The following is a 19,373-nucleotide window of genomic DNA, read 5'->3' on the forward strand; positions in this document are numbered from 1 at the left end:
CACGACACCATATGGGGATTCCGAATGACTGAAACCGTGGTTGTGATCTATTCCGGAGGCATGGACTCCTACACCCTGTTGCACCTGGCACGCGACCGCGGCTATCGGGTCCATGCGCTGTCCTTCAATTATGGCCAGCGCCACGTCCGGGAGCTCGAGTGTGCCGCCTCCGTTTGCCAGTCTCTGGGTATTCCCCACAAGATCATTGATATCCGGGCCATGAGTGAGGTGATGTCGGGCTCGGCACTGACCTCCGGAATTGAAGTGCCCGAGGGTCACTACGAAGAAGACAGCATGAAGGCCACGGTGGTGCCGAACCGCAACATGATCCTGCTCTCCCTGGCCACCGGCTATGCCGTAACGGTTGGCGCCGGGGCCGTCTGGTATGGCGCGCATGGAGGCGACCACGCCATCTACCCGGATTGCCGACCGGAATTCGTGCAGAAGATGGACGCGGTCTGCCGGGTTGCCAATTACGAACCGGTGGGCATCGAGGCACCGTTCATGAACATGGACAAAGGCCGGATTCTGGCCGAGGGCCTCAGGCTGGGGCTGGATTACGGTCAGACCTGGACCTGCTACAACGGCCGGGAGCGGGCCTGCGGTCGCTGCGGGTCGTGCGTTGAGCGTCTGGAAGCCTTTGCCGCCAATGGCGTTCAGGATCCGCTTGAATACGAGGTGCGTGCCTGATGTACCGGGTAAAAGAAGCCTTTTACACGCTCCAGGGCGAAGGCGCCCAGGCCGGCCGCGCCGCGGTGTTCTGCCGGTTCAGCAAATGCAATCTGTGGACCGGCCGGGAAAAGGACCGGGCGGCGGCGGTCTGTAATTTCTGTGACACCGATTTCGTGGGTACCGATGGCCAGAATGGCGGTCAGTTCGAGTCGCCTGAAGCGCTGGCCGCGCACCTCCGCGGTCTTTGGCCGGATGCACCCGGGAACCCCTACGTGGTCTGCACCGGCGGTGAACCGCTGCTGCAGCTGGACGAACCCCTGATTGATGCCCTGCACCGGGCGGGTTTCGAGGTGGGGGTGGAAACCAACGGCACTCTGCCGGTGCCCAAGGGCATTGACTGGTTGTGTGTCAGTCCCAAGGCCGATGCCACCGTTGTGGTGGTCGCATGCGACGAACTCAAACTGGTGTACCCGCAGCCCCTGGCGATGCCGGAGCGTTTCCGGCACATTCGCGCCGGCCATTATTTTCTCTCGCCGATGGCGTCACCGGCGGTCCCCGAGGACGGCCCGGATCCTGTCAAGCAGAGCAATACCCGCAAGGCCACGGACTATTGTCTGGCCCACCCCGAGTGGCGTCTCACCCTGCAGATGCACAAGATCATCGGCATCGACTGATCAGACCGTTGCAGTGAGCATGGATTTGGCCGCTATTCCCTGTGGCCGCCGCGTGTGGTTTCGATACTGGCTCGGGCTGGTTCCGGTCCAGCGTTTGAAGGCGCGGGTAAAATTCGCTGCATCGGCGTAGCCAAGGGCGTCGGCAATCTGGCTCAGGTTCATGCCGGTATTGGTGAGCAACTCGCCTGCCCGCTCCAGGCGAACCCGGTCCACCAGGGCCTGGAAACTGGCCTCCTCCTCCTGCAGCCGGCGTTTCAGTGTGCGTTCGGAGACAAACAGGGTGGCTGCTACGCGCGCCAGTTTGGGCGGGAAGGGATGGCTGGTTTCGATCACCCGCCGGACCCGACAGGCAAAGCCCGCATCTTCGGTTAATTGCCGCAGCGCTTCCTCGCACTGGCTCCGCGAGGTCGCGGCGAGCTGCTCGTCGCTGAAGCGGATCGGCAGGTCCAACTGGGACACCGGGATCACCAGTGCATCCTCGGTCGCGCCGTATTCCACCGGTACCGGCATTAGTTGTCGGAACCGGTGAAAGTAGGCGGGTTCGGGCCCCCGTCGCAGAACCCGTGATCCCTCCACAATGGCGCCCGTCAGTTGCGCCCCCATGAAAATACAGCCAAACAGCATGGCATCCATGATGAAGCCCTGAAGCGGACCCAGGTCCATGTCGCAGGCGACGGTGTACCAGGCGTTGCTGCCACCCCGGCGTTTGGTGACATGGAGGTGTGGTGCCCGCAGGGTCAGGTAGCGGGTCATCAGCTCCAGAGCTTCTTCCAGGGTACGGCTGCTCATGACTGCGGTGCCCAGCGCCCCATGCAGCGGCATTTTCAGTTCCCGCGCCAGCATGATGCCGAGGCCCGGTTCGCCGCTTTCGATGATGGCCCGGGTAACGAACTCGCTCGCCTGGGACTGGCTGACACGAAGATCGGTGGAATTGAGCCGGAGCGGGTCAAGGCCAACCCGGAGCAGAAGGTCCCGTTCATCGACACCGATGGTATGCAGCAGTTCGGCCAGGAGGTGCAGGTAGATGGCCGGCATGCCCAGGTCTTGTGCATTTGAGGCTGAGGCGCGCATGGGGTTTCCTCGTTTGTTTCTGTTCTTGTTATGTAAGGGATTTTCTAGTGCTATCGATTATGACCTGTTGGGGAGTCTGCCCCCATGACTCCAATGACGGGTGAGTGGGCCGGATGGGCCAATTGGCCCATCCGGCCAGGATCCGATGACCAGCCTTACCGGGGGCGCGAGCCCCGGGACTACTGGCTGTGACGCTGGACGAAGTCCTGCAAAACCGCCGCAGAGCGTGCCGGATTTTCCAGCATGGGAAGATGCCCTACGCCGCGAAAAACGTGAACTTCGGCATGCGGTGTTGCGGTTGCAAACCAGTTTACGCAGCGGGTGGGGGTAATGACGTCCCGGTCGCCCCACTGTACCTGCAGGGGGGGAGTCGTGGTGCCCAGATAGCGCGCTGGCGCCAGGGCGTCGGTCAGCATGTCACCGAATATATGCCGCAGGGCGTCGGTACGTTGCAGCAGGTCGGGTCCCAGCAGACCTGTCATGGCCATGCCCGATACGGTGGGCCGGCCACTGCCAACGCTGTTGAACATGCGATAAACGCCTTTCCAGTCCTGGGGGATCAGCAGGCTGTCCCGGTCTGACTCGAAGGGCACATCCGGATCTGCGTCGGGGTGCTCCGGGATCCCGGCGCTGTTGAGCAGGGTCACAGAGCGGGGTGCCGGATCCAGTTTGTGGGCGAGGACAGCGGCAATGGCGCCCCCCATGGAGCTGCCGGCCAGGTGAATGTTGCGGGTCGGGAAGCTGGCCAGCCAGTCACGCAGCCGAAGTGCCTGGGCTTCGTAGCTGTAACTGGCGTCTGCCTTGTACTCACTTTCGCCGAGGCCCGGCAGGTCTGGAACCAGCAAGTGCCAGTGACGGGGCAGACGCTGCAGCCAGAAGCCCCAGTTCTCCTTCATGGCCGCGAAACCGTGGATCAGCACCACAGTTGGCCGATCGGGACCGGGCTTGCCTCGCTCCAGGTACACCATCCGGTGGTTGTCCAGCCGGGCTTCACGGCGCCGGGCCTGCAGCAACAGGCGCTGTCCGGTCCTGGCCACGGGCCATAGGTTGGGGGCAGGGATTCTCATGTGCGTACGCGTCACTCTGGCGACAAGATGTCCGATCAGTTTACCGCCCGTGGCCAGGAGCGCGTTGGCCAGTAAGCCGGAGGTTGGCGGCGGCGAGGCAAAAACAGGACGGGCCCATGGCGCCGGGTGTCCGGTCAGTAGCGGACGTCGGTAACCACCGGGTTATGGTCCGAAGTGCGCCAGGGCAGAGGCTGCACGATGTCCAAGGGGCCCTGGTATCCCAATGCCCGGGGCTCGTCGGCATTGAGCAGCCAGGTGGCAGCCGTCAGGATGTGGGGTCGGAGTGAGCTGGATGCCAGGGCATAGTCGAGCGAGCCTTTCTCCCCCTTGTAGCGGTATGTGTAGTGGGGGCAGGCCTCGGGCGTGCAGGGGTGGTGGTCATGCACCATGCTTGTGAATCCGCCCGCACGGAACGCGTCCAGGGGTGTTTCCCGGGCATAGGCATTAAGGTCGCCGGTAATCAGGGTGCCCGCCAGATCCGGCGGCGCGGGCAGCGAGGCCAGCCAGTCAAGAATGGCCCTGGCCGAGCCGGTCCGACGGCTGGCGTAGCAACCTTCGCCATTGTTCTGGTCGCGGTCGGCGCCGGTGGCGTTGCGGCAGGACTTGGATTTCAGGTGAACGACCACAACTCGCACGGCGTCCCCGCCTTCCCGGGCCTGAAAGGCCTGGCTCAGGGGTGGTCTGCCACGACGCTGGAAAGGGCCGCTTGTCAGCCTAGCGGGGGTGCCGGTGACGTCCACCCTGTCTGTGCGGTAGAGCAGGACCGTCCGGATCTCATCCGACCCGTCGGCACCCGGGGTCTCGACAACGCGCCAGTTCGGTCCCAGGGCACGGGCGAGGTTGGCCACGGCACTGTCCGGCCCGTAGCCGTCATTCTCAATTTCGGTCAGGGCCAGGATATCCGGATTCGGAGCCTGCAGGGCAGCCAGCAGACGCCGGTGCTGGTCCTGATAGTTGGTCCGGGTTTTTGCCCCGCGTGGCGTTGGATACCCCTGGCCCCGGCCATCACCGTTGAAGTAATTGGCCAGGTTCATGGTCATGATGCGGATGTGCGGTTCGGTCGGCCGGGAAGGCGGAGGCTGTCTCGGGTTGACCTGCTCAAACACCGGGGGAGGTTCGGGTTGGAGCCGCCACGTGCCGAAGCGAAAATCCAGGATGCCAATGAGTCCGGTCACCCGATCCCCGGCACGTACCGTCCGTTCTGGCGAAAGGCCACCGGGCGGCCAGGGAACGGGGCGGGGATTCGTCTGCAGGCGACCGTCGTCCAGCAGCACACGCTGGTCCCGGTTTCGCTCCGCAGTGCGCACGGCAGACGGTCCGGGCGGCAAGTATTCGGTGGCCCCCACCTGGTCGGTCGGAGCCAGGGTTAATTCGCCATAACGGCCGAGATTGTAACTGTCGATCACCGTCAGGGGCTGCTCGAAGCGTACCCGCATGTTTTCCAGGGTTTCCGCTGGTGCGGACCAGGGCAGCCGTACGATCGTGGGGCCTGGCAGAGCTTCCCGCCCGCAAACGGTCATTGCGCCGATGCCGACAAGCTGGGTCAGCCCGTGGTATTCCTTCACCCGGCCGGTGATTCGCAGGCGATCACCAGGCTCGCCCTCGGACCGACGGGTGTAGACGAACAGCGCTTCGGAAGTCCGCGGGTCATTATCGGTCTGGTGGTCTGCCTGCTGCAGGTAGAAGCCCTTGAACCCGCCCGGTATGCGGGCGTCCCGGGTCATGATCCCCTCGACGGTTACGGTCTCTCCGACCACCGGTGACTGCGGGCCAGTGCCCTGTATTCTGGCGATGGTGCTGGCGGGCTGGCCACAGGAGGAGGCCGCCACTCCGGCCTTCGGCAGGAGCAGCAGGGTCAGTATCAAATATCGAAAAAGGCGTCGGGGGCGGACTGTCACTCCGGCAGTCTAGCAGAGTCCGGCAACAGCTTTCAGTGCCCGTTCCCGCTTGCTGCCAAAGCCGAGTTGGTCCGGATTGGCCAGCTCGAGCTGCTGCACGAGCGGGTCCGGGTGCTGATTGTCCAGGGTGATTCCCAGCCGCGACAGCATGTATGGCGCCAGTGCCGCCCGGGTATCAATCTCGAGGCGGCCATGCTCCATGCCGTAATCCTGGGCAATGATCCGTTGCTGTGCTTCGGTGAGGCGCGGATCCGGGGTCAACACCATGGTTACTTCCCGATTCCAGTCGCTGTCCTGTTGACGGGCGTGTTTGGCCCGCTGACGCAGTGCCTCGGGTGGTCGGTGGAACCGGCTCAGGGCGAAATCCCGGAACTCCCGGTTGGACTCGCACCAGGCCCTGAGGTGCCAGCTGTTGCCAGTGCAGACCAGGGTATGGGGCTCGAGAATGCTTTCCACCGCTTCCGGTCGGCTCAGGGAGACGTAGCTGGCTCGAAGCTGACGTCCGTGACGGGTGGCCAGAACCACTGCGCGCATGGTTTCCGGGGAGATAACCCGGTTCGGTCCCTGCACCACGGTGCTCTCGGGCAGGTTGATGTTGAGCGATTCGAAGGTGCTGCTCAGATTCTGCTGACGCGCCAGCAGATCGAGGTATTCGCTGACCTGCCCACGGGTGACTACCGGACGGAAGCTTTTTGCCGGAACATAACCCTTCAGGTGCCGGTCATAAACCAGGTTGCCCGGGGCCAGTTCCCGCAAGTAAGTGTTGATGTCCTTGGATGCCTGCTGGCGGCCGATGCCGAAGCTGTAACAGATGTGGTTGGTGGTCAGTCGACCTTCCCACAGCGCAATGGTTTCGATCAGTCGGTACCGAAGCAGCAGATCCCAGCGGATGGGCCAGTCCGTTTTTTTCATAACCAGTCGCTCACGGGTCCAATGAATAACTGCGATTCATGTTACCTGCTCTGGCAACCCCGGTCTGTTACGACCCATTAATGTAAAACCCTGTCAAACCGCGCGGTGACGGCCTTACAGAGGTCATCAGGGAGGTCACGCGGGTTTCGGGAAGTGCTTAGTAGCTACCAGGTTTGCCTGCTGTTTTAATACGCCTCCGGCGAATTCCGGACCTTGATGCTATCTTCCCCTCTGTTACGAACGTATCCCGTTACCCCGGAGTCCGCTGTAATGACCCGCATGGTTGCTTCCCTGTCTGCCCTGATCCTGAGCATTGTGCTGCTGGTCAGTGGTAACGCCTTCCTGATGACGTTGCTGGGCATTCGCCTGAGTATCGAGGCGATATCACCGGATATCATCGGCTGGATTCTGGTGTGCTATTCCATCGGTTTTGTCCTGGGCACCCTGTACGTCCATAAGGTTATTGGCCGGGTGGGTCACATTCGTGCCTTTGCGGTGTTTGCCGCCGTGTCCGCCGTGGCGGCGCTGCTGTACCCCATGGCCGTTTCAGAACTGTTCTGGGCCGTGCTCCGGGTGCTGTCGGGTTTCAGCATCGCGGGTGTCCTGGTCGTGATCGAAAGCTGGTTCTCCAGCCGGGCCACCAACGCCAATCGCGGCGCGCTGTTTGCGGTCTATCAGATAGTGTTTTACCTGTCCGCTGCGGGCGGCCAGCTGATCGTCAATGTCGGCGACCCCGCCAACTTCATGCCGTTCTCTCTGGCCGCTATTCTGCTGACCCTGGCGCTCGTGCCCCTCGCGCTGACCCGGATGGAAGCGCCGGTCATAGAACAGGTACAGCGAATCTCGATTTTCACCCTGGGCCGGGAATCCTTCACCGGCGTCGCCGGTGCCCTGATTTGTGGCGTGATGATTGGCGGTTTCTACGCCCTGGGGCCGGTTTACGCCACTCTGGTGGGGCTGGATGTGGCCAGGACCTCGACCTTCATGGCCAGTGCCATCGTCGCCGCGATGATTATGGCGTGGCCGCTTGGTCGCCTGTGTGATCACTTCGACCGGCGCCGGGTGATGTTCTGGATTGCGGTGATGGCCGCGAGCTCGGCCGGCGCGGTGGCGGTGCTCGGGGCCGAGAATCTCTGGCTGCTGACCCTGTTTGTGGGGCTGTTTACGGGTCTGTCTGCGACCCTGTATCCGGTGGCGGTGGCAATCACCAATGACCGCATGGAAGGCAGTCGGATTGTTGCGGCCAGCGCCACCCTTCTGCTCAGCTATGGGGTTGGCAGCGTGGTCGGCCCGATTGCCATGGCCGAGCTGATCAATCTGCTGGGCCCGTCCGGGCTGTTTTTTGGCAACGCCGGCTTCTTGCTGGTCCTTGCCGTAATCACCAGTTATCGCATCAGTCATACTGCCGATGTTCCAGTCCAGGAGCAGGAGCACTATGTCCCTGCCATGCCCGAAACCTCGCCGGTCATGGCTGAGCTGGATCCTCGCAACGTCGAGTTCCACGAGTCCCCGGCGGTCGAGGAGATGGTTCTCGAGGAGCAGCGTCAGGCTGGCTGACGCTGCTCTCGGTTTTCCCCAAGGGTGTTTTCACTCTCATATCTGTATTTATTGTAATGGTTAGCATACTATTGGTACCTATTCGATATGTAAGCATGAGGTTGGCCGGCCAGTTCCTGCATCGGGTGCAGCGCCAACCGGCCTTTTTGAACGGAGTTTGAGGTATGAGAGACCAGTTCCCCTTTGCAGTGGCCCGGGTTACCCGGCGCTGGAGAAAAATGCTCGACGAGCGTCTGAAGGACCTGGGCGTTACCCAGGCCCGGTGGAGCACCATGGTGTATCTGGACAAGGGAGGCGAAGGGTTGACCCAGCGGGAGCTGGCCAGCCTGATGGCGATTGAGAATCCGACGCTGGTGCGGCTTCTGGACAGTCTGGAGCAACAGGGGCTGATTGAACGTCGGCCCTGTCCCAACGATCGCCGTGCCCGCCGACTGCATCTGACCAGTGCTGGCCGGGCGTTTATGGACGATTTGTCGGAACGGGCCGAGAAACTGAGGGAACAGATGCTGGAGGGAATCAGCGATGAGGACATCGAATGCACCGTCCGGGTATTCCACAAGATCCTGGAAAACGCCGAAAAGCAGAAGTAAGCCTTGAGCGACAATACTGTCGAGGGCCTGAGGGCCCGCTATGGGGAACGCTGGCGCTGGCTGGCGGTGGCAACGGTGATGCTGGGCACCATGGCCACGGTGCTCAGTGCCACGGTGGTGAACGTCGCCCTGCACGACATCATGCTGGAATTCGGTATCCGGCAGGGTCAGGTGCACTGGCTGGCAACGGGTTTTATCGCCGCCATGACCACCACCATGCTGGCGTCGTCCTGGTTGCTGGATCACTTCGGGGTGCGCAAGACCCTGGCCGGTGCCATGTTCATGTTCACCGTGATTTCCGTCGCCGGTGGCTTCGCAGTTTCCCCCGATCAGCTCATTGCCGCACGGGTCGCCCAGGGTGCCATGGCGGGCCTGATGCAGCCGATGGGAATGTATTTGGTGTTCCGGATCTTTCCCCGTGAGAAACGCGGTCAGGCCATGGGTATCTATGGCATGGGGGTCATTCTCGCCCCGGCCTTGGGGCCGGTGCTGGGCGGTTTTCTCGTCGATCAGCTGAGCTGGCGCTATGTCATGTTCGCGCCGGCACCGGTCACCCTGATTGGCGTCTTCATGGCCTGGCGTTTTCTGCCCCTGCCGCCATCCCGGCCCGCACCCTACCGTTTCGATCTGCCTGGCCTGGTGTTGCTGGGTGCAACCCTGGCGCTGTCGCTGGACACGCTGAACCGGCTGCAGGAGCTGTCGGGTCAGGAATCCCGGGTGGTCATCGGTGGACTGTTGGCGTTGCTGGCCTTGGGTCTGTTTGTGCTGCGCGAGCGCCGCACCCCGCACCCGCTGGTGAACGTCGCGTTGCTGCGCAAGCCGGTGTTCCTGTATGCCAACCTCGGCGCCATGGCGCTTGGTCTGGCGTTGTTCGGTTCGACCTACCTGATCCCCCTGTTCGTCCAGACCGCTCTTGGATTTACCGCCACCGAAGCGGGCCTGCTGATGTTGCCGGCTGGCGTTGTCCTCGGACTCACTTTCCCACTGGCCGGGCGGCTGGCGGACAAACAGAGTGCCCGCAAGCTTGTGATCTTTGGTATCACCCTGTTTGCCTGTTCCGCCGCGCTGTTCGCCCTCTCGGACCTGTCGCTGGCGTTTGGCTGGCTGGCGCTGTGGACGATAGTCGGTCGCATCGGTATCGGGTTCATGCTGCCGGCGCTGTCGACCGGAGCCCTGAACCCTCTTGCGCCGGAAGAGCTCGGAGCGGGATCCAGCACCATCAATTTTACTCGCCAGCTTGGTGGTGCTTTTGGCGTCAACATGGTCGCCCTGACCATTGAATTCGGTGAGCACAGTGGTGGTATGCCGACCATTACGGCCTTTCACTCGGCCTGGTGGTTGGTGGCCGTTTTCGTTGCGGTCGCAGCCATTCCGGTGTGGAAGATGCGGGCCTAGTTGCCAGCACGGCGATGATTGACTAAGATACTGATCCCTTCAGGGGAGTAGCCTCCGGGCCCGGCACACGATGCCGCTCGGACGGTAGTCAACATACTTGGAGCTCAATCTCCATGGCTACCGTGTTTCACCAGAGTATTGGTGGAATTGGCAAGACCTGAGGCAGACCATCTCCGTAGGGCGGAAGATGGCCTGTCTCATGTCTGACAATCCGCCCTGGAGTTGTATTATATGGAAGCGTTCCTCGCCTCGACTGCGGCTGTCGCCATCGCTGAAATCGGTGACAAAACCCAGTTACTGTCCCTGTTCCTCGTTGTCCGCTACAGTAAGCGCCTGCCGATCATCCTGGGCATATTTGTTGCGACGGTCCTCAATCATGCTCTCTCGGCCTGGCTTGGTGCCTGGATCGCGAGGTTCATTCCGGAGGCCTGGCTGCCCTGGATTCTGGCTGCAAGCTTTGTCGCCATTGCCGCCTGGCTACTGATACCTGACAAGGACGACAGTGAGGACTCGCGATATCTGGGCATGGGGGCTTTCCTGGCGACCACCATCATGTTTTTCCTGGCGGAGATCGGGGACAAGACCCAGATTGCTACCGTGGTGCTCGCGGCTCGTTTTACCGAAACCCTCTGGGTAATCCTGGGTACCACGGTGGGGATGTTGATTGCCAACATACCGGTTATCATGGCAGGGCGCTGGCTGATGGAGAGGCTGCCCCTTGCCACGGCAAGAATCAGCGCGAGCATCCTGTTTCTGGTGCTGGCCATTGTGACTGTGACGGCCACTTTTATGAACTCCTGACGCCGGTGGCTGTCACTGTACGCGAATGGAAAAGACTTTTTGGAAAGAATCTCTATGTCATTGAGACTTATATATTTTATTCTATTGGCCGCTGCGATGGTCACGGCACCTCTGCAGGCTGCGGAGGACGCCAAGCCCGACCAGGACGCCAAGGTCCAGGCCGGTGGTGAGGAAGTTGAGGGAACTCCGGACCGCACGCCTCGGGTGCCCACGTTCCCATTGAAAGGGGACCTGGCCGGCGAGCTGGACGTCTTTACCACCCGCTACGAGGACACCTTTGCCGCCATTGGCAACCGCATTGCCATGGGCTACCTGGAGCTGGTCAAGGCCAACCCCGGCGTCGATCCCTGGTTGCCCGGTGAAGGCACCACAATTACCCTGCCCCGCCAGTACGTGATGCCGGACGCCCGCCGCGAAGGTATTGTGATCAATCTGGCCGAGTACCGTCTCTACTACTTCACCGACAACGGCGTGCAGGTGTACCCCGTTGGAGTGGGGTCGGAGGAAAATCCGTCGCCCCTGACCGATGCCAAGGTCACCATGCCGCTGGAGTCACCGGCCTGGTACCCGCCGGCGAGCATTCGCGCCGAGTACGAGCGAAGCGGTGAGTTCCTGCCACGGATGATTCCGCCCGGCCCCTCCAATCCTTTGGGTAGCCACGCCCTGATGTTGAGTGAAAAGGGTTACCTGATCCACGGCACGAACAAGAAATTCGGAGTCGGCATGGCCGTCAGTCACGGCTGTTTCCGCATGTACAACGAGGATATCTCCCGCTTTATCTACCAGGTCGAGAAAGGCACTTCGGTTCAGGTAGTCCGGGATCCGGTGAAGATCGGCATGTCGGGAGGAGAAGTGTGGCTCGAGGTGCACCGACCGAACGAGGAATACCCTCAGGAAGACCGGGACAAGCTCTGGCGGCAGGTGTTCACGGAAGTCGAGGCCTTCGAGAAACAGCATCCCGGTGTCGAAATGCAACGTCGGGCCATCGAAATCGCGGTGGACCAGGCCGATGGCATCCCGATCATGATCGGCGAACGGGTCGCCCGGATGGCGGCAGATGAGACCGTCGAAGATAAAACACCGGAATCGGCCGGTGAACCGGAGCAGACACTCTACTTCTGATCCGTTCAGCGCCCGGCTCACCTGATAATAACCACAACCAAGGAGAGTCCATGAGTCGCACCATTCTGATTACCGGTGCCAGCTCCGGCCTGGGCGAAGGCATGGCCCGTGAGTTTGCCGCCCGGGGCGACCAGCTCGCGCTGTGCGCGCGCCGCACCGATCGTCTGGAAACCCTGCGGGATGAGCTCCAGCAAAAATACCCCGCCGCCCGAATCAGCATCCGGGCACTCGATGTCGACAACCACGACCAGGTCTTCGAAGTGTTCCGGGCGTTCCAGGAAGAATTCGGGACACTGGAACGGATCATCGTCAACGCCGGAATCGGCAAGGGCCAGGCACTGGGTACCGGCAACTTCGATGCCAACCGTCAGACCGCTGAAACCAACTTTGTTTCCGCCCTGGCCCAGATGGAAGCGGCCATGGAAATCTTTCGAAAGCAGAACCACGGGCACCTCGTAACCGTATCCTCGGTGTCCGCGGTACGGGGCATGCCATCCAGTATTACCACCTACGCGGCGACCAAAGTCGGCCTCGCGGCACTTTCGGAGGGCCTTCGTGTCGAACTGGCAAAGGCGAAATCTCCGATTCGCGTGACTACACTGTATCCAGGGTACATCCGAACGGCCATCAACGAGAGCGTTAAAAACGCACCGTTCCGTGTGGATGCAGAGACCGGCTGCAAGGCGATGGTAAAAGCCATTGAGTCCGGAAAAAACGAGTGCTTTGTGCCGCGCTGGCCGTGGACTCCGATAGGATTCCTGCTGAGGCGCCTACCGGTGCCGGTACTGGCCAAAATGTTCTGATCCTTCACTAAATCCGGGGAGGCATTATGCCGGCAGACCAACCCGCGAACCCCGCCCGCGCAACGCGCATCAGGGTCTGGAGCACGGTGTTTCTGGTTGGGGGCCTGCTGGCCCTCGGCTCCCTGGCTCATAAAGTATTTGCCCAGCAAGAAGCGGCGGATACCGCGCTCGTGCTGACCATCGAGGGCGCTATAGGCCCCGCCACCATGGATTACGTAACCCGGGGGATCCGGCGGGCGGAGTCGGAGGGCGCCGGCCTGGTGGTGCTGGAGATGGATACGCCGGGGGGGCTGATGGACTCCATGCGCGACATCATCAAGGTGATCCTCGCCTCCGATGTTCCCGTCGCCACCTATGTGTCCCCCCAGGGCGCCCGGGCTGCAAGTGCCGGCACCTACATCCTCTACGCCAGCCACATCGCCGCCATGGCGCCGGCCACGAATCTCGGTTCGGCAACACCGGTCCAGATGGGGGGACTGCCGGGCTCCGAACCCGAACAGGCACCCCCGGACGGTGACGGATCGAGCGATGCGCCCGGGATCGGAGACCCGGAGGGCGACGGTAAGCGTCGCGGCAATACCGCCATGGAGCGGAAAGTCCTCGAGGACGCGGTCAGCTACATCCGGGGCCTGGCGGAACGCCACGGCCGCAACGCCGACTGGGCCGAAGAAGCGGTGCGCGAAGCGGTCAACCTCGGTGCCAATGACGCCCTTGAGAAAAATGTGATCGATGTGGTGGCGTCCAGCCTTGGCGACCTGCTCCGTCAGATTGACGGTCGAACCGTGCGCATGGCGTCAACGGATCGAACCCTGAAAACGGCGTCATTGGAGCTGGTCCGTTCCCGGCCAGACTGGCGCACGCGGCTGCTCTCCGTAATTACCGACCCCAACGTGGCCTATTTCCTGATGATCATCGGGTTCTACGGCATCATCTTCGAGCTCGCCAACCCCGGTGCGGTGGTTCCCGGGGTGATTGGCGCAATCAGTCTGATCCTTGCCCTCTTCGCCTTCCAGGTACTGTCCGTTAATTACGCGGGCTTGGCACTCATCCTGCTCGGGCTGGCGTTTATTGTCGGGGAGGCGTTCGTGCCCAGTTTCGGCATCCTCGGTGTGGGCGGGATTGTGGCGTTTGTGACCGGCTCGGTGATTCTGATGGACGGCAGTCATCGCGATATCTCCCTACCCACCGTCGGCGGAACCGCCGTGGTTGCTGCAGGGTTCATTCTCTGGACCGTCACCCGGTTCATCGGATTGCGCCGGAAGGGCCCGGTTAGCGGTAGCGAACAGATGGCCCACGAAGAAGGGCCTGCCCTGGATGATTTTATCGAGGAGCGTGACCATTACCGGGGCCACGTGCGCCTCAATGGCGAACGCTGGAAAGCCGTCTGCCCGCAACCCGTCAGTGAAGGCGATCGGGTGCGGGTCAAGGCGATGGAAGGGTTAACGGTAACCGTTGAGGTCATTGACGAGAACCGTTGACCCGGCGCAGACACAAGGCAACGGCAAACCAAGGAGGCCGTATGATTGGCGAACTGATTCCCTATCTAGCACCAATGGTGGTGTTGCTGCTGATTCTCGGCTCGGCGATCAAGATCCTGCCGGAGTACCAGCGCGGCGTGGTATTTTTCCTGGGCCGGTTCCAGGGTGTGAAAGGCCCCGGCCTGATCATTGTGATTCCCGGTATCCAGCAGATCGTCCGGGTGGACCTCCGGGTCGTTGTTCTGGACGTCCCCAGCCAGGACGTGATTTCCAAGGACAATGTCACCGTGCGGGTCAATGCGGTGCTGTATTTCCGGGTGGTGGACCCAGAGCGGGCGATCATCCGGGTCGAGGATTTCAACTCGGCCACCAGTCAGTTGGCACAGACCACGTTGCGGTCCGTGCTCGGCAAACACGATCTGGACGAGATGTTGTCAGAGCGGGACAAACTGAACTCGGACATTCAGGAGATCATTGATGCCCAGACCGAGGAGTGGGGGATCAAGGTGGCCAATGTCGAGATCAAGCACGTGGATCTGAACGAATCCATGATCCGGGCCATTGCCCGTCAAGCGGAGGCAGAGCGCGAGCGGCGGGCCAAGGTGATCCACGCCGAGGGCGAATTGCAGGCGTCGAAGAAACTGGTAGAAGCGGCCCGGGTGATGTCCGCCGAATCCGGGGCCATGCAGTTGCGTTACCTGCAAACGATGGCAGATATGAGTGGCTCGAATTCTTCGACTATCGTGTTCCCGATGCCCATGGACCTGGTGCGGCCTTTCATGGAAAAGTCGTTCCGCAACACGCAGGGCGGATCCAACGATTCCCCCGAATAGGGGGCGGGCACAAAAAAGGCCGGGATTCCCGGCCTTTTCAGCGTCAGCGTAAGCCGAGCCTTATTTCATGCTTGAACGCTCAAGCATACGCTTGGCACGCTCGTTGGCTTCGTCAGCTGATTGCTGAGCAGCCTTGGCAGCGGCCAGAGCTTCCTCGGCGGTCTGCTGGGCAGTGCGGGCAGAGCTTGCAGCGCTGTTAGCGGTGTTCAGTGCATTTTCAGCAGTCTGCTCTGCAGAGTTGGCAGTTGCATTCGCCTCGTCTACGGCAGCCTGGTTAGAGGCACAGCCTGCGGTCAGAGCAGTAGCAAGTGCAAACCCAGCGATCGTCAGTTTACGCATTGTAAATCCCCTTATTGGTCGAGTTTTTTCCTGTGATCCGGAAGTCAGTTCAGTACATGGACGACTTCCTGTCAAACCGGCCGGATAGGCGTTGACTACCGGAGTCGTCAAACAGTGTAAAACACTCTGAGACAAAATGTTAACTACGGATACGTATATTTAATCGGCTTATGACAACAACTTAATGCTGCTGTCAGGAGATGTTCAGGGAACGATTCGAATCGGGGTGCCGTTGGCGACCAGTTGCCAGATCTCGTCCATTTCCTCGTTGGTCACGGCAATGCATCCGTCGGTCCAGTCCAGCCCCCGGTAGGCAAAGGCCATATCGGCGGCCTCGTTGGGCAGTCCGTGGATCATGATACTGCCGCCGGGGTTGAGCCCCCAGGCATGGGCCAGTTCACGATCCCGTTCGCTCGGGTAGGATATGTGAATGGACTTGTAGAAGTCGCTGCCGGCGTTGCGCCAGTCCAGCGTGTAATCCCCTTCGGGCGTGCGTTCGTCACCTTCGTACAGCTTGTGCCCTGTGGGGTTGTCGCCAAGGGAAATCCGGTAGCTTTTCACCACCTCGCCATCGTCCATCAGGTAGAGACGGCGTTCACTCTTGCGCACCAGAACCTTATCAATACTGAGGGCGTTGGTCTGGAACGGAGCTGCCTCCGGCATGCGCGTGTCGGCTTTGGCCAGCATCTCACTGGCGGCTCCGGAAACCGGAGACAGAGCAAAACCTGTCAGCAGGCAAATGGCAATGAAATAGCGCGTGAACATGATCTTAGCTTACCAATGGTTAATCTTCTTTCATGCACGTTTATAGCACAGGCTATCAGTATGTTGTTGAGAGCTTTTGTTAACTTTTTTGGTTATCTCATTTCCGGATCAGACATTTTGTGAACTATCCATCTTCAGACCGACCTTGGTGACCTGATCGGAGTTGGTCGCCCGGGCGACCAGGGTGACCGGGCCGAGCGTCACCGTGTCGCCAACGACCGGATGGCCTTTGGTGCGCCTGGCAAAGCACTCGGCCAGTGACAGCTCCGGCGGCAGATCATCAAATTCGATCCCGTAGACCTGTTCGACGTCGCCCAGCAGGGCATCGCCATTAAGTACAAAGTCGCCGAAAAAGGCCCGTTCTGCAAGGTACTTGGGCGCATGACGACCACTCAGTGCCTTGCCCAGCTCCGGCAGTACGTTGGGCGTTGCGAACATGGCGACCGTATCGCCACTGGCCACTTCCAGATCACCTTTCGGTTGCAGGCACACCCGGTTGCGAAACACGCCGGCGACCGCAGTGTTTTCCGGAAACCGCAGCTGGCTCAGCCGGCGCGGAGTTTCCCAGATTTCTCCTCGCAATGGGAACAGCATCAGTTCATGGTCACCGGCGCCGGGAGTGTCCAGGGGCAGCCGACGATAGGGATCCTCGCCGGCCGGTACTTCCAGCCGGAGTTTTCGGGCCAGGGGCGCCATGGTGGTGCCCTGCACCAGCAACGACACGAGCACAATAAAGAAAGCCGCGTGAAAGACCAGTTGGGCTTGCGGCAGGTTGGCCATGATCGGGAACAGCGCAAGCACGATTGGCACGGCTCCGCGCAAGCCTACCCAGCTGATGAATCCGAGTTCCCGTCGGTTGAAGCCAAAAGGCCAGAGCGTGAGTACCACGGTCAGCGGCCGGATAATGAAGATCAATGCCAGTGCCAATACCAGACCGCTACCCAGCAGGGGCAGGAGGTCCGTGGGGGTCACCAGAAGACCCAGCATCAGGAACAGGCACAGTTGCGCCAGCCAGGCCAGGCCGTCGTGTACCTGGAGGATCATTGGCATCATCCGGACGTGGCGGTTACCAATGACCACCCCGGTCAGGTAGATCGCAAGAAACCCGCTGCCACCGAGCGCGTTGGTGGCCGAAAACACGGAAATTCCGGCAGCAGCGACCAGCAGGGGGTAGAGTGACGGTGTCAGCCGGACACGATTGGCCAACTCCACCACCGCAAAACCGCCAAGGACTCCGGCAAGACCCCCAATCCCGAATTGCTTGACCAACATGATCAGGACCGACCAGGTTGCGCCCTCGCCGGTGTTGCCGATCAGGGTTACCAGCACCAGGGTCAGGAAAATCGCCATGGGGTCGTTGCTGCCGGATTCGATCTCCAGCGTGGCGCTGACCCGCTCGTTCAAGTGCAGGCCCCGGCCCTGCAGCAGCGAAAACACGGCAGCGGCATCGGTCGAGGAGATGATGGCCCCCACCAGCAGTGCGGTGAGCCACTCAAGATCGAACACCCAGCGGGCGACCACGGCGGCCCCTGCGGCGGTCATGAACACCCCCAGGGTGGCCAGTACCAGAGCCGGGCGCAGGCCGACCCGGAAGGTTTCGGCCCGGGTGCGCATGCCGCCGTCGAGCAGGATGACGCCCAGTGCCAGATTGGCGATCAGAAACGCCAGTTCGAAATTGTCGAACTGGATACCGCCCGGGCCGTCTTCCCCCATCATCATGCCAACCACCAGAAAAATCAGCAGCACCGGCATGCCGACCCGGCTGGACAACGGGCTGAGCAGGATACTGATCACCAGCATCAGAGCGCCAAGCAGGGTGAGGGTTGGATCCATTATTGCTCCAGACAGAAGGCTTGCCCATAGGCGCCATGACCGCTTATATTGCTCTCGCGGCCATCAACTAATGCGGGTGTAGTTCAATGGTAGAACGGCAGCTTCCCAAGCTGCATACGAGGGTTCGATTCCCTTCACCCGCTCCATTGCTTCCGGGGACAGTGCCCGGTTCCTTTCTAGTGTAGTTTGAGACGTGGGTGCATCGCACGGCTGATTTTATCCATCAACCAGATAATGCCGGTTCGCACAAATCCGTGCAGCGCCACCTGGTGCATGCGGTACAGGGACACGTAGAACAACCTCGCCACCTTGCCTTCGATATACATGCTCCGACCGGACAGGTTGCCCATCAGGTTGCCGACGGTGGTGTAGCGACTGAAATTGATCAGTGAGCCATGGTCGTTGTAGACGAAGGGGACGGCCTCGCCACCCTTGATGCGGTTGCACAGAGTTTTGAACAGAGCGTCTGCCTGTTGATGAGCGGCCTGGGCCCGAGGGGGTACCGACCGGTCTGAATCCGGCTGGGGGCAAGCGGCGCAGTCACCGAAGGCATAGATGTCCTCGTCCCTGGTGGTCTGAAGCGTCTGCTTGACGACCAGCTGGTTGCCCTTGTTGGCTTCCAGTCCGAGCTCGGCCAGGAACGCCGGTGCCTTGATGCCTGCGGCCCAGATGGTCATTTCCGAGGGCAATTCGCTGCCGTCTTTCATGACAATGCTGCTTGCCCGGACTTCACTGACCGGTTGGCCGGTGAGTACCTGAATGTGCTGGCGTTCCAGCTCCCGGTTGGCGGCAGCTGACAGTCGCGCAGGCAATGCCGGCAGAATGCGGTCGGCAGCTTCAATGACCGTGATTGAAACATCCGAGGATTTCAGGTGATTCATACCGTAAACCGGCAGTTCCCTTGACGCCAGGCGCAACTCCGCCGCCAGTTCCACGCCGGTGGCGCCGGCCCCGATAATAGTGAGGTTCAGGGTATGGTCCTCACCCTCAAGCGCCTCGTGGTTCTTCCGCAAAAACGCATTGAGCATCAGGTTATGGAACCGGCGGGCCTGTTTCAGGCTGTCCAGGAACAGGCAGTGCTCCTGGGCGCCGGGCGTACCGAAGTCGTTTGCTGTGCTGCCGACGGCAATCACCAGGGTGTCATAACTGATTCGGCGCTCGGGCACCACTTCCTCGCCGTCCTCATCGTGGAAAGGCGCCACCACAAGCTGCTTTGACGAGCGATCCAGGCCACTCATCCGGCCCAGCTGGAACTCATAATGGTGTTTGCGGGCGTGGGCGCGATAGTTGATTTCGTTGGCATTGGCGTCAAGCGAGCCGGACGCGACCTCGTGCAGAAGCGGTTTCCAGACATGGGTCAGGCCGGCATCCAGAAGCGTGATCCGGGCCTTGCCCTTCCTGCCAAGCTTGTCGCCCAGACTGGTCACCAGCTCAAGTCCGCCGGCACCACCGCCAACCACCACTATATGATGAAGGTTATCCATAACAATCAGCCCTTTAAGTGAAGAGAGCCAAGCACTCTTCGGGGCAAAGCGCTTGGCTGTCGTCACTGGGCCTGGTGAA

At 61.2% G+C, this 19,373-nt stretch carries 18 protein-coding genes and 1 tRNA gene; 11 read left to right on the forward strand and 8 right to left on the reverse strand.

The features are described from left to right. Window positions 1-24: 24 nt before the first annotated feature. Entirely contained in the window at window positions 25-690 is a 666-nt protein-coding gene (queC, locus tag K0B93_RS12715; RefSeq protein ID WP_219867561.1) for a 7-cyano-7-deazaguanine synthase QueC, read from the forward strand. Beyond that, entirely contained in the window at window positions 690-1,346 is a 657-nt protein-coding gene (queE, locus tag K0B93_RS12720; protein ID WP_219867562.1) for a 7-carboxy-7-deazaguanine synthase, read from the forward strand. The genes queC and queE overlap by 1 nt, the downstream gene beginning before the upstream one ends. Here the strand turns inward: queE and K0B93_RS12725 are convergent, their stop codons facing one another. The 4 genes from K0B93_RS12725 to K0B93_RS12740 all read right to left on the reverse strand — a co-directional run bounded on the left by K0B93_RS12725 (window position 1,347) and on the right by K0B93_RS12740 (window position 6,294). Further along, window positions 1,347-2,417: an AraC family transcriptional regulator gene (locus K0B93_RS12725; protein WP_219867563.1), complete on the reverse strand. Its 1,071-nt coding sequence runs from the start codon at window positions 2,415-2,417 to the stop codon at window positions 1,347-1,349. A gap of 179 nt (window positions 2,418-2,596) precedes the next feature. Beyond that, window positions 2,597-3,484: an alpha/beta fold hydrolase gene (locus K0B93_RS12730; RefSeq protein WP_219867564.1), complete on the reverse strand. Its 888-nt coding sequence runs from the start codon at window positions 3,482-3,484 to the stop codon at window positions 2,597-2,599. Between the two features lie 134 nt (window positions 3,485-3,618). Continuing rightward, window positions 3,619-5,382 carry an ExeM/NucH family extracellular endonuclease gene (locus K0B93_RS12735; protein ID WP_324125024.1) on the reverse strand — a complete coding sequence of 588 codons (1,764 nt, stop codon included), beginning with the start codon at window positions 5,380-5,382 and terminating at the stop codon, window positions 3,619-3,621. A 9-nt stretch (window positions 5,383-5,391) separates the two neighbouring features. Beyond that, window positions 5,392-6,294 carry a helix-turn-helix transcriptional regulator gene (locus tag K0B93_RS12740; RefSeq protein ID WP_219867565.1) on the reverse strand — a complete coding sequence of 301 codons (903 nt, stop codon included), beginning with the start codon at window positions 6,292-6,294 and terminating at the stop codon, window positions 5,392-5,394. A gap of 270 nt (window positions 6,295-6,564) precedes the next feature. Between K0B93_RS12740 and K0B93_RS12745 the strand changes: the two genes are divergently transcribed. The 8 genes from K0B93_RS12745 (at window position 6,565) to K0B93_RS12780 (ending at window position 14,873) form a co-directional block, all read left to right on the forward strand. Continuing rightward, window positions 6,565-7,851 carry an MFS transporter gene (locus K0B93_RS12745; protein ID WP_219867566.1) on the forward strand — a complete coding sequence of 429 codons (1,287 nt, stop codon included), beginning with the start codon at window positions 6,565-6,567 and terminating at the stop codon, window positions 7,849-7,851. 164 nt (window positions 7,852-8,015) lie between these two features. Continuing rightward, on the forward strand, window positions 8,016-8,441 hold the full coding sequence (locus K0B93_RS12750) for a MarR family transcriptional regulator (protein WP_219867567.1): 426 nt from the start codon (window positions 8,016-8,018) through the stop codon (window positions 8,439-8,441). Between the two features lie 3 nt (window positions 8,442-8,444). After that, on the forward strand, window positions 8,445-9,836 hold the full coding sequence (locus K0B93_RS12755; RefSeq protein ID WP_219867568.1) for a DHA2 family efflux MFS transporter permease subunit: 1,392 nt from the start codon (window positions 8,445-8,447) through the stop codon (window positions 9,834-9,836). A 231-nt stretch (window positions 9,837-10,067) separates the two neighbouring features. Continuing rightward, the gene (locus K0B93_RS12760; RefSeq protein ID WP_219867569.1) at window positions 10,068-10,637 is read left to right on the forward strand and encodes a TMEM165/GDT1 family protein; all 570 of its coding nucleotides are present in this window, start codon (window positions 10,068-10,070) and stop codon (window positions 10,635-10,637) included. A gap of 48 nt (window positions 10,638-10,685) precedes the next feature. Next, window positions 10,686-11,759: a L,D-transpeptidase family protein gene (locus K0B93_RS12765; RefSeq protein WP_416383211.1), complete on the forward strand. Its 1,074-nt coding sequence runs from the start codon at window positions 10,686-10,688 to the stop codon at window positions 11,757-11,759. A gap of 50 nt (window positions 11,760-11,809) precedes the next feature. Then, window positions 11,810-12,562 (forward strand): SDR family oxidoreductase, encoded by a 753-nt coding sequence (locus K0B93_RS12770; RefSeq protein ID WP_219867570.1) that lies wholly within the window; start codon window positions 11,810-11,812, stop codon window positions 12,560-12,562. A gap of 26 nt (window positions 12,563-12,588) precedes the next feature. Beyond that, window positions 12,589-14,040, forward strand: coding sequence for an NfeD family protein (locus K0B93_RS12775; protein ID WP_219867571.1), 1,452 nt, complete (start codon window positions 12,589-12,591; stop codon window positions 14,038-14,040). 41 nt (window positions 14,041-14,081) lie between these two features. Beyond that, a complete protein-coding gene (locus tag K0B93_RS12780; RefSeq protein WP_219867572.1) occupies window positions 14,082-14,873 on the forward strand; it encodes a slipin family protein in 792 nt (263 codons plus the stop codon). A 60-nt stretch (window positions 14,874-14,933) separates the two neighbouring features. Here K0B93_RS12780 and K0B93_RS12785 read toward each other — a convergent pair whose 3' ends face one another. The 3 genes from K0B93_RS12785 to K0B93_RS12795 form a co-directional block, all read right to left on the reverse strand. Further along, on the reverse strand, window positions 14,934-15,212 hold the full coding sequence (locus K0B93_RS12785; RefSeq protein ID WP_218636227.1) for an Lpp/OprI family alanine-zipper lipoprotein: 279 nt from the start codon (window positions 15,210-15,212) through the stop codon (window positions 14,934-14,936). A 204-nt stretch (window positions 15,213-15,416) separates the two neighbouring features. Beyond that, window positions 15,417-15,977, reverse strand: a complete 561-nt coding sequence (locus tag K0B93_RS12790; RefSeq protein WP_219867573.1) for a L,D-transpeptidase family protein — start codon at window positions 15,975-15,977, stop codon at window positions 15,417-15,419. Window positions 15,978-16,085: 108 nt separating this feature from the next. After that, a complete protein-coding gene (locus tag K0B93_RS12795; protein ID WP_219867574.1) occupies window positions 16,086-17,810 on the reverse strand; it encodes a potassium/proton antiporter in 1,725 nt (574 codons plus the stop codon). A gap of 72 nt (window positions 17,811-17,882) precedes the next feature. Here K0B93_RS12795 and K0B93_RS12800 point away from each other — a divergent pair. Next, a tRNA-Gly gene (locus tag K0B93_RS12800) sits at window positions 17,883-17,956 on the forward strand. 30 nt (window positions 17,957-17,986) lie between these two features. Here the strand turns inward: K0B93_RS12800 and K0B93_RS12805 are convergent. Beyond that, on the reverse strand, window positions 17,987-19,294 hold the full coding sequence (locus K0B93_RS12805; RefSeq protein ID WP_219867575.1) for an NAD(P)/FAD-dependent oxidoreductase: 1,308 nt from the start codon (window positions 19,292-19,294) through the stop codon (window positions 17,987-17,989). Between the last annotated feature and the right edge of the window lie 79 nt (window positions 19,295-19,373).

The sequence above is a fragment of the Marinobacter sp. F4218 genome, assembly GCF_019443085.1.
Classification (GTDB): Bacteria; Pseudomonadota; Gammaproteobacteria; order Pseudomonadales; family Oleiphilaceae; genus Marinobacter; species Marinobacter albus.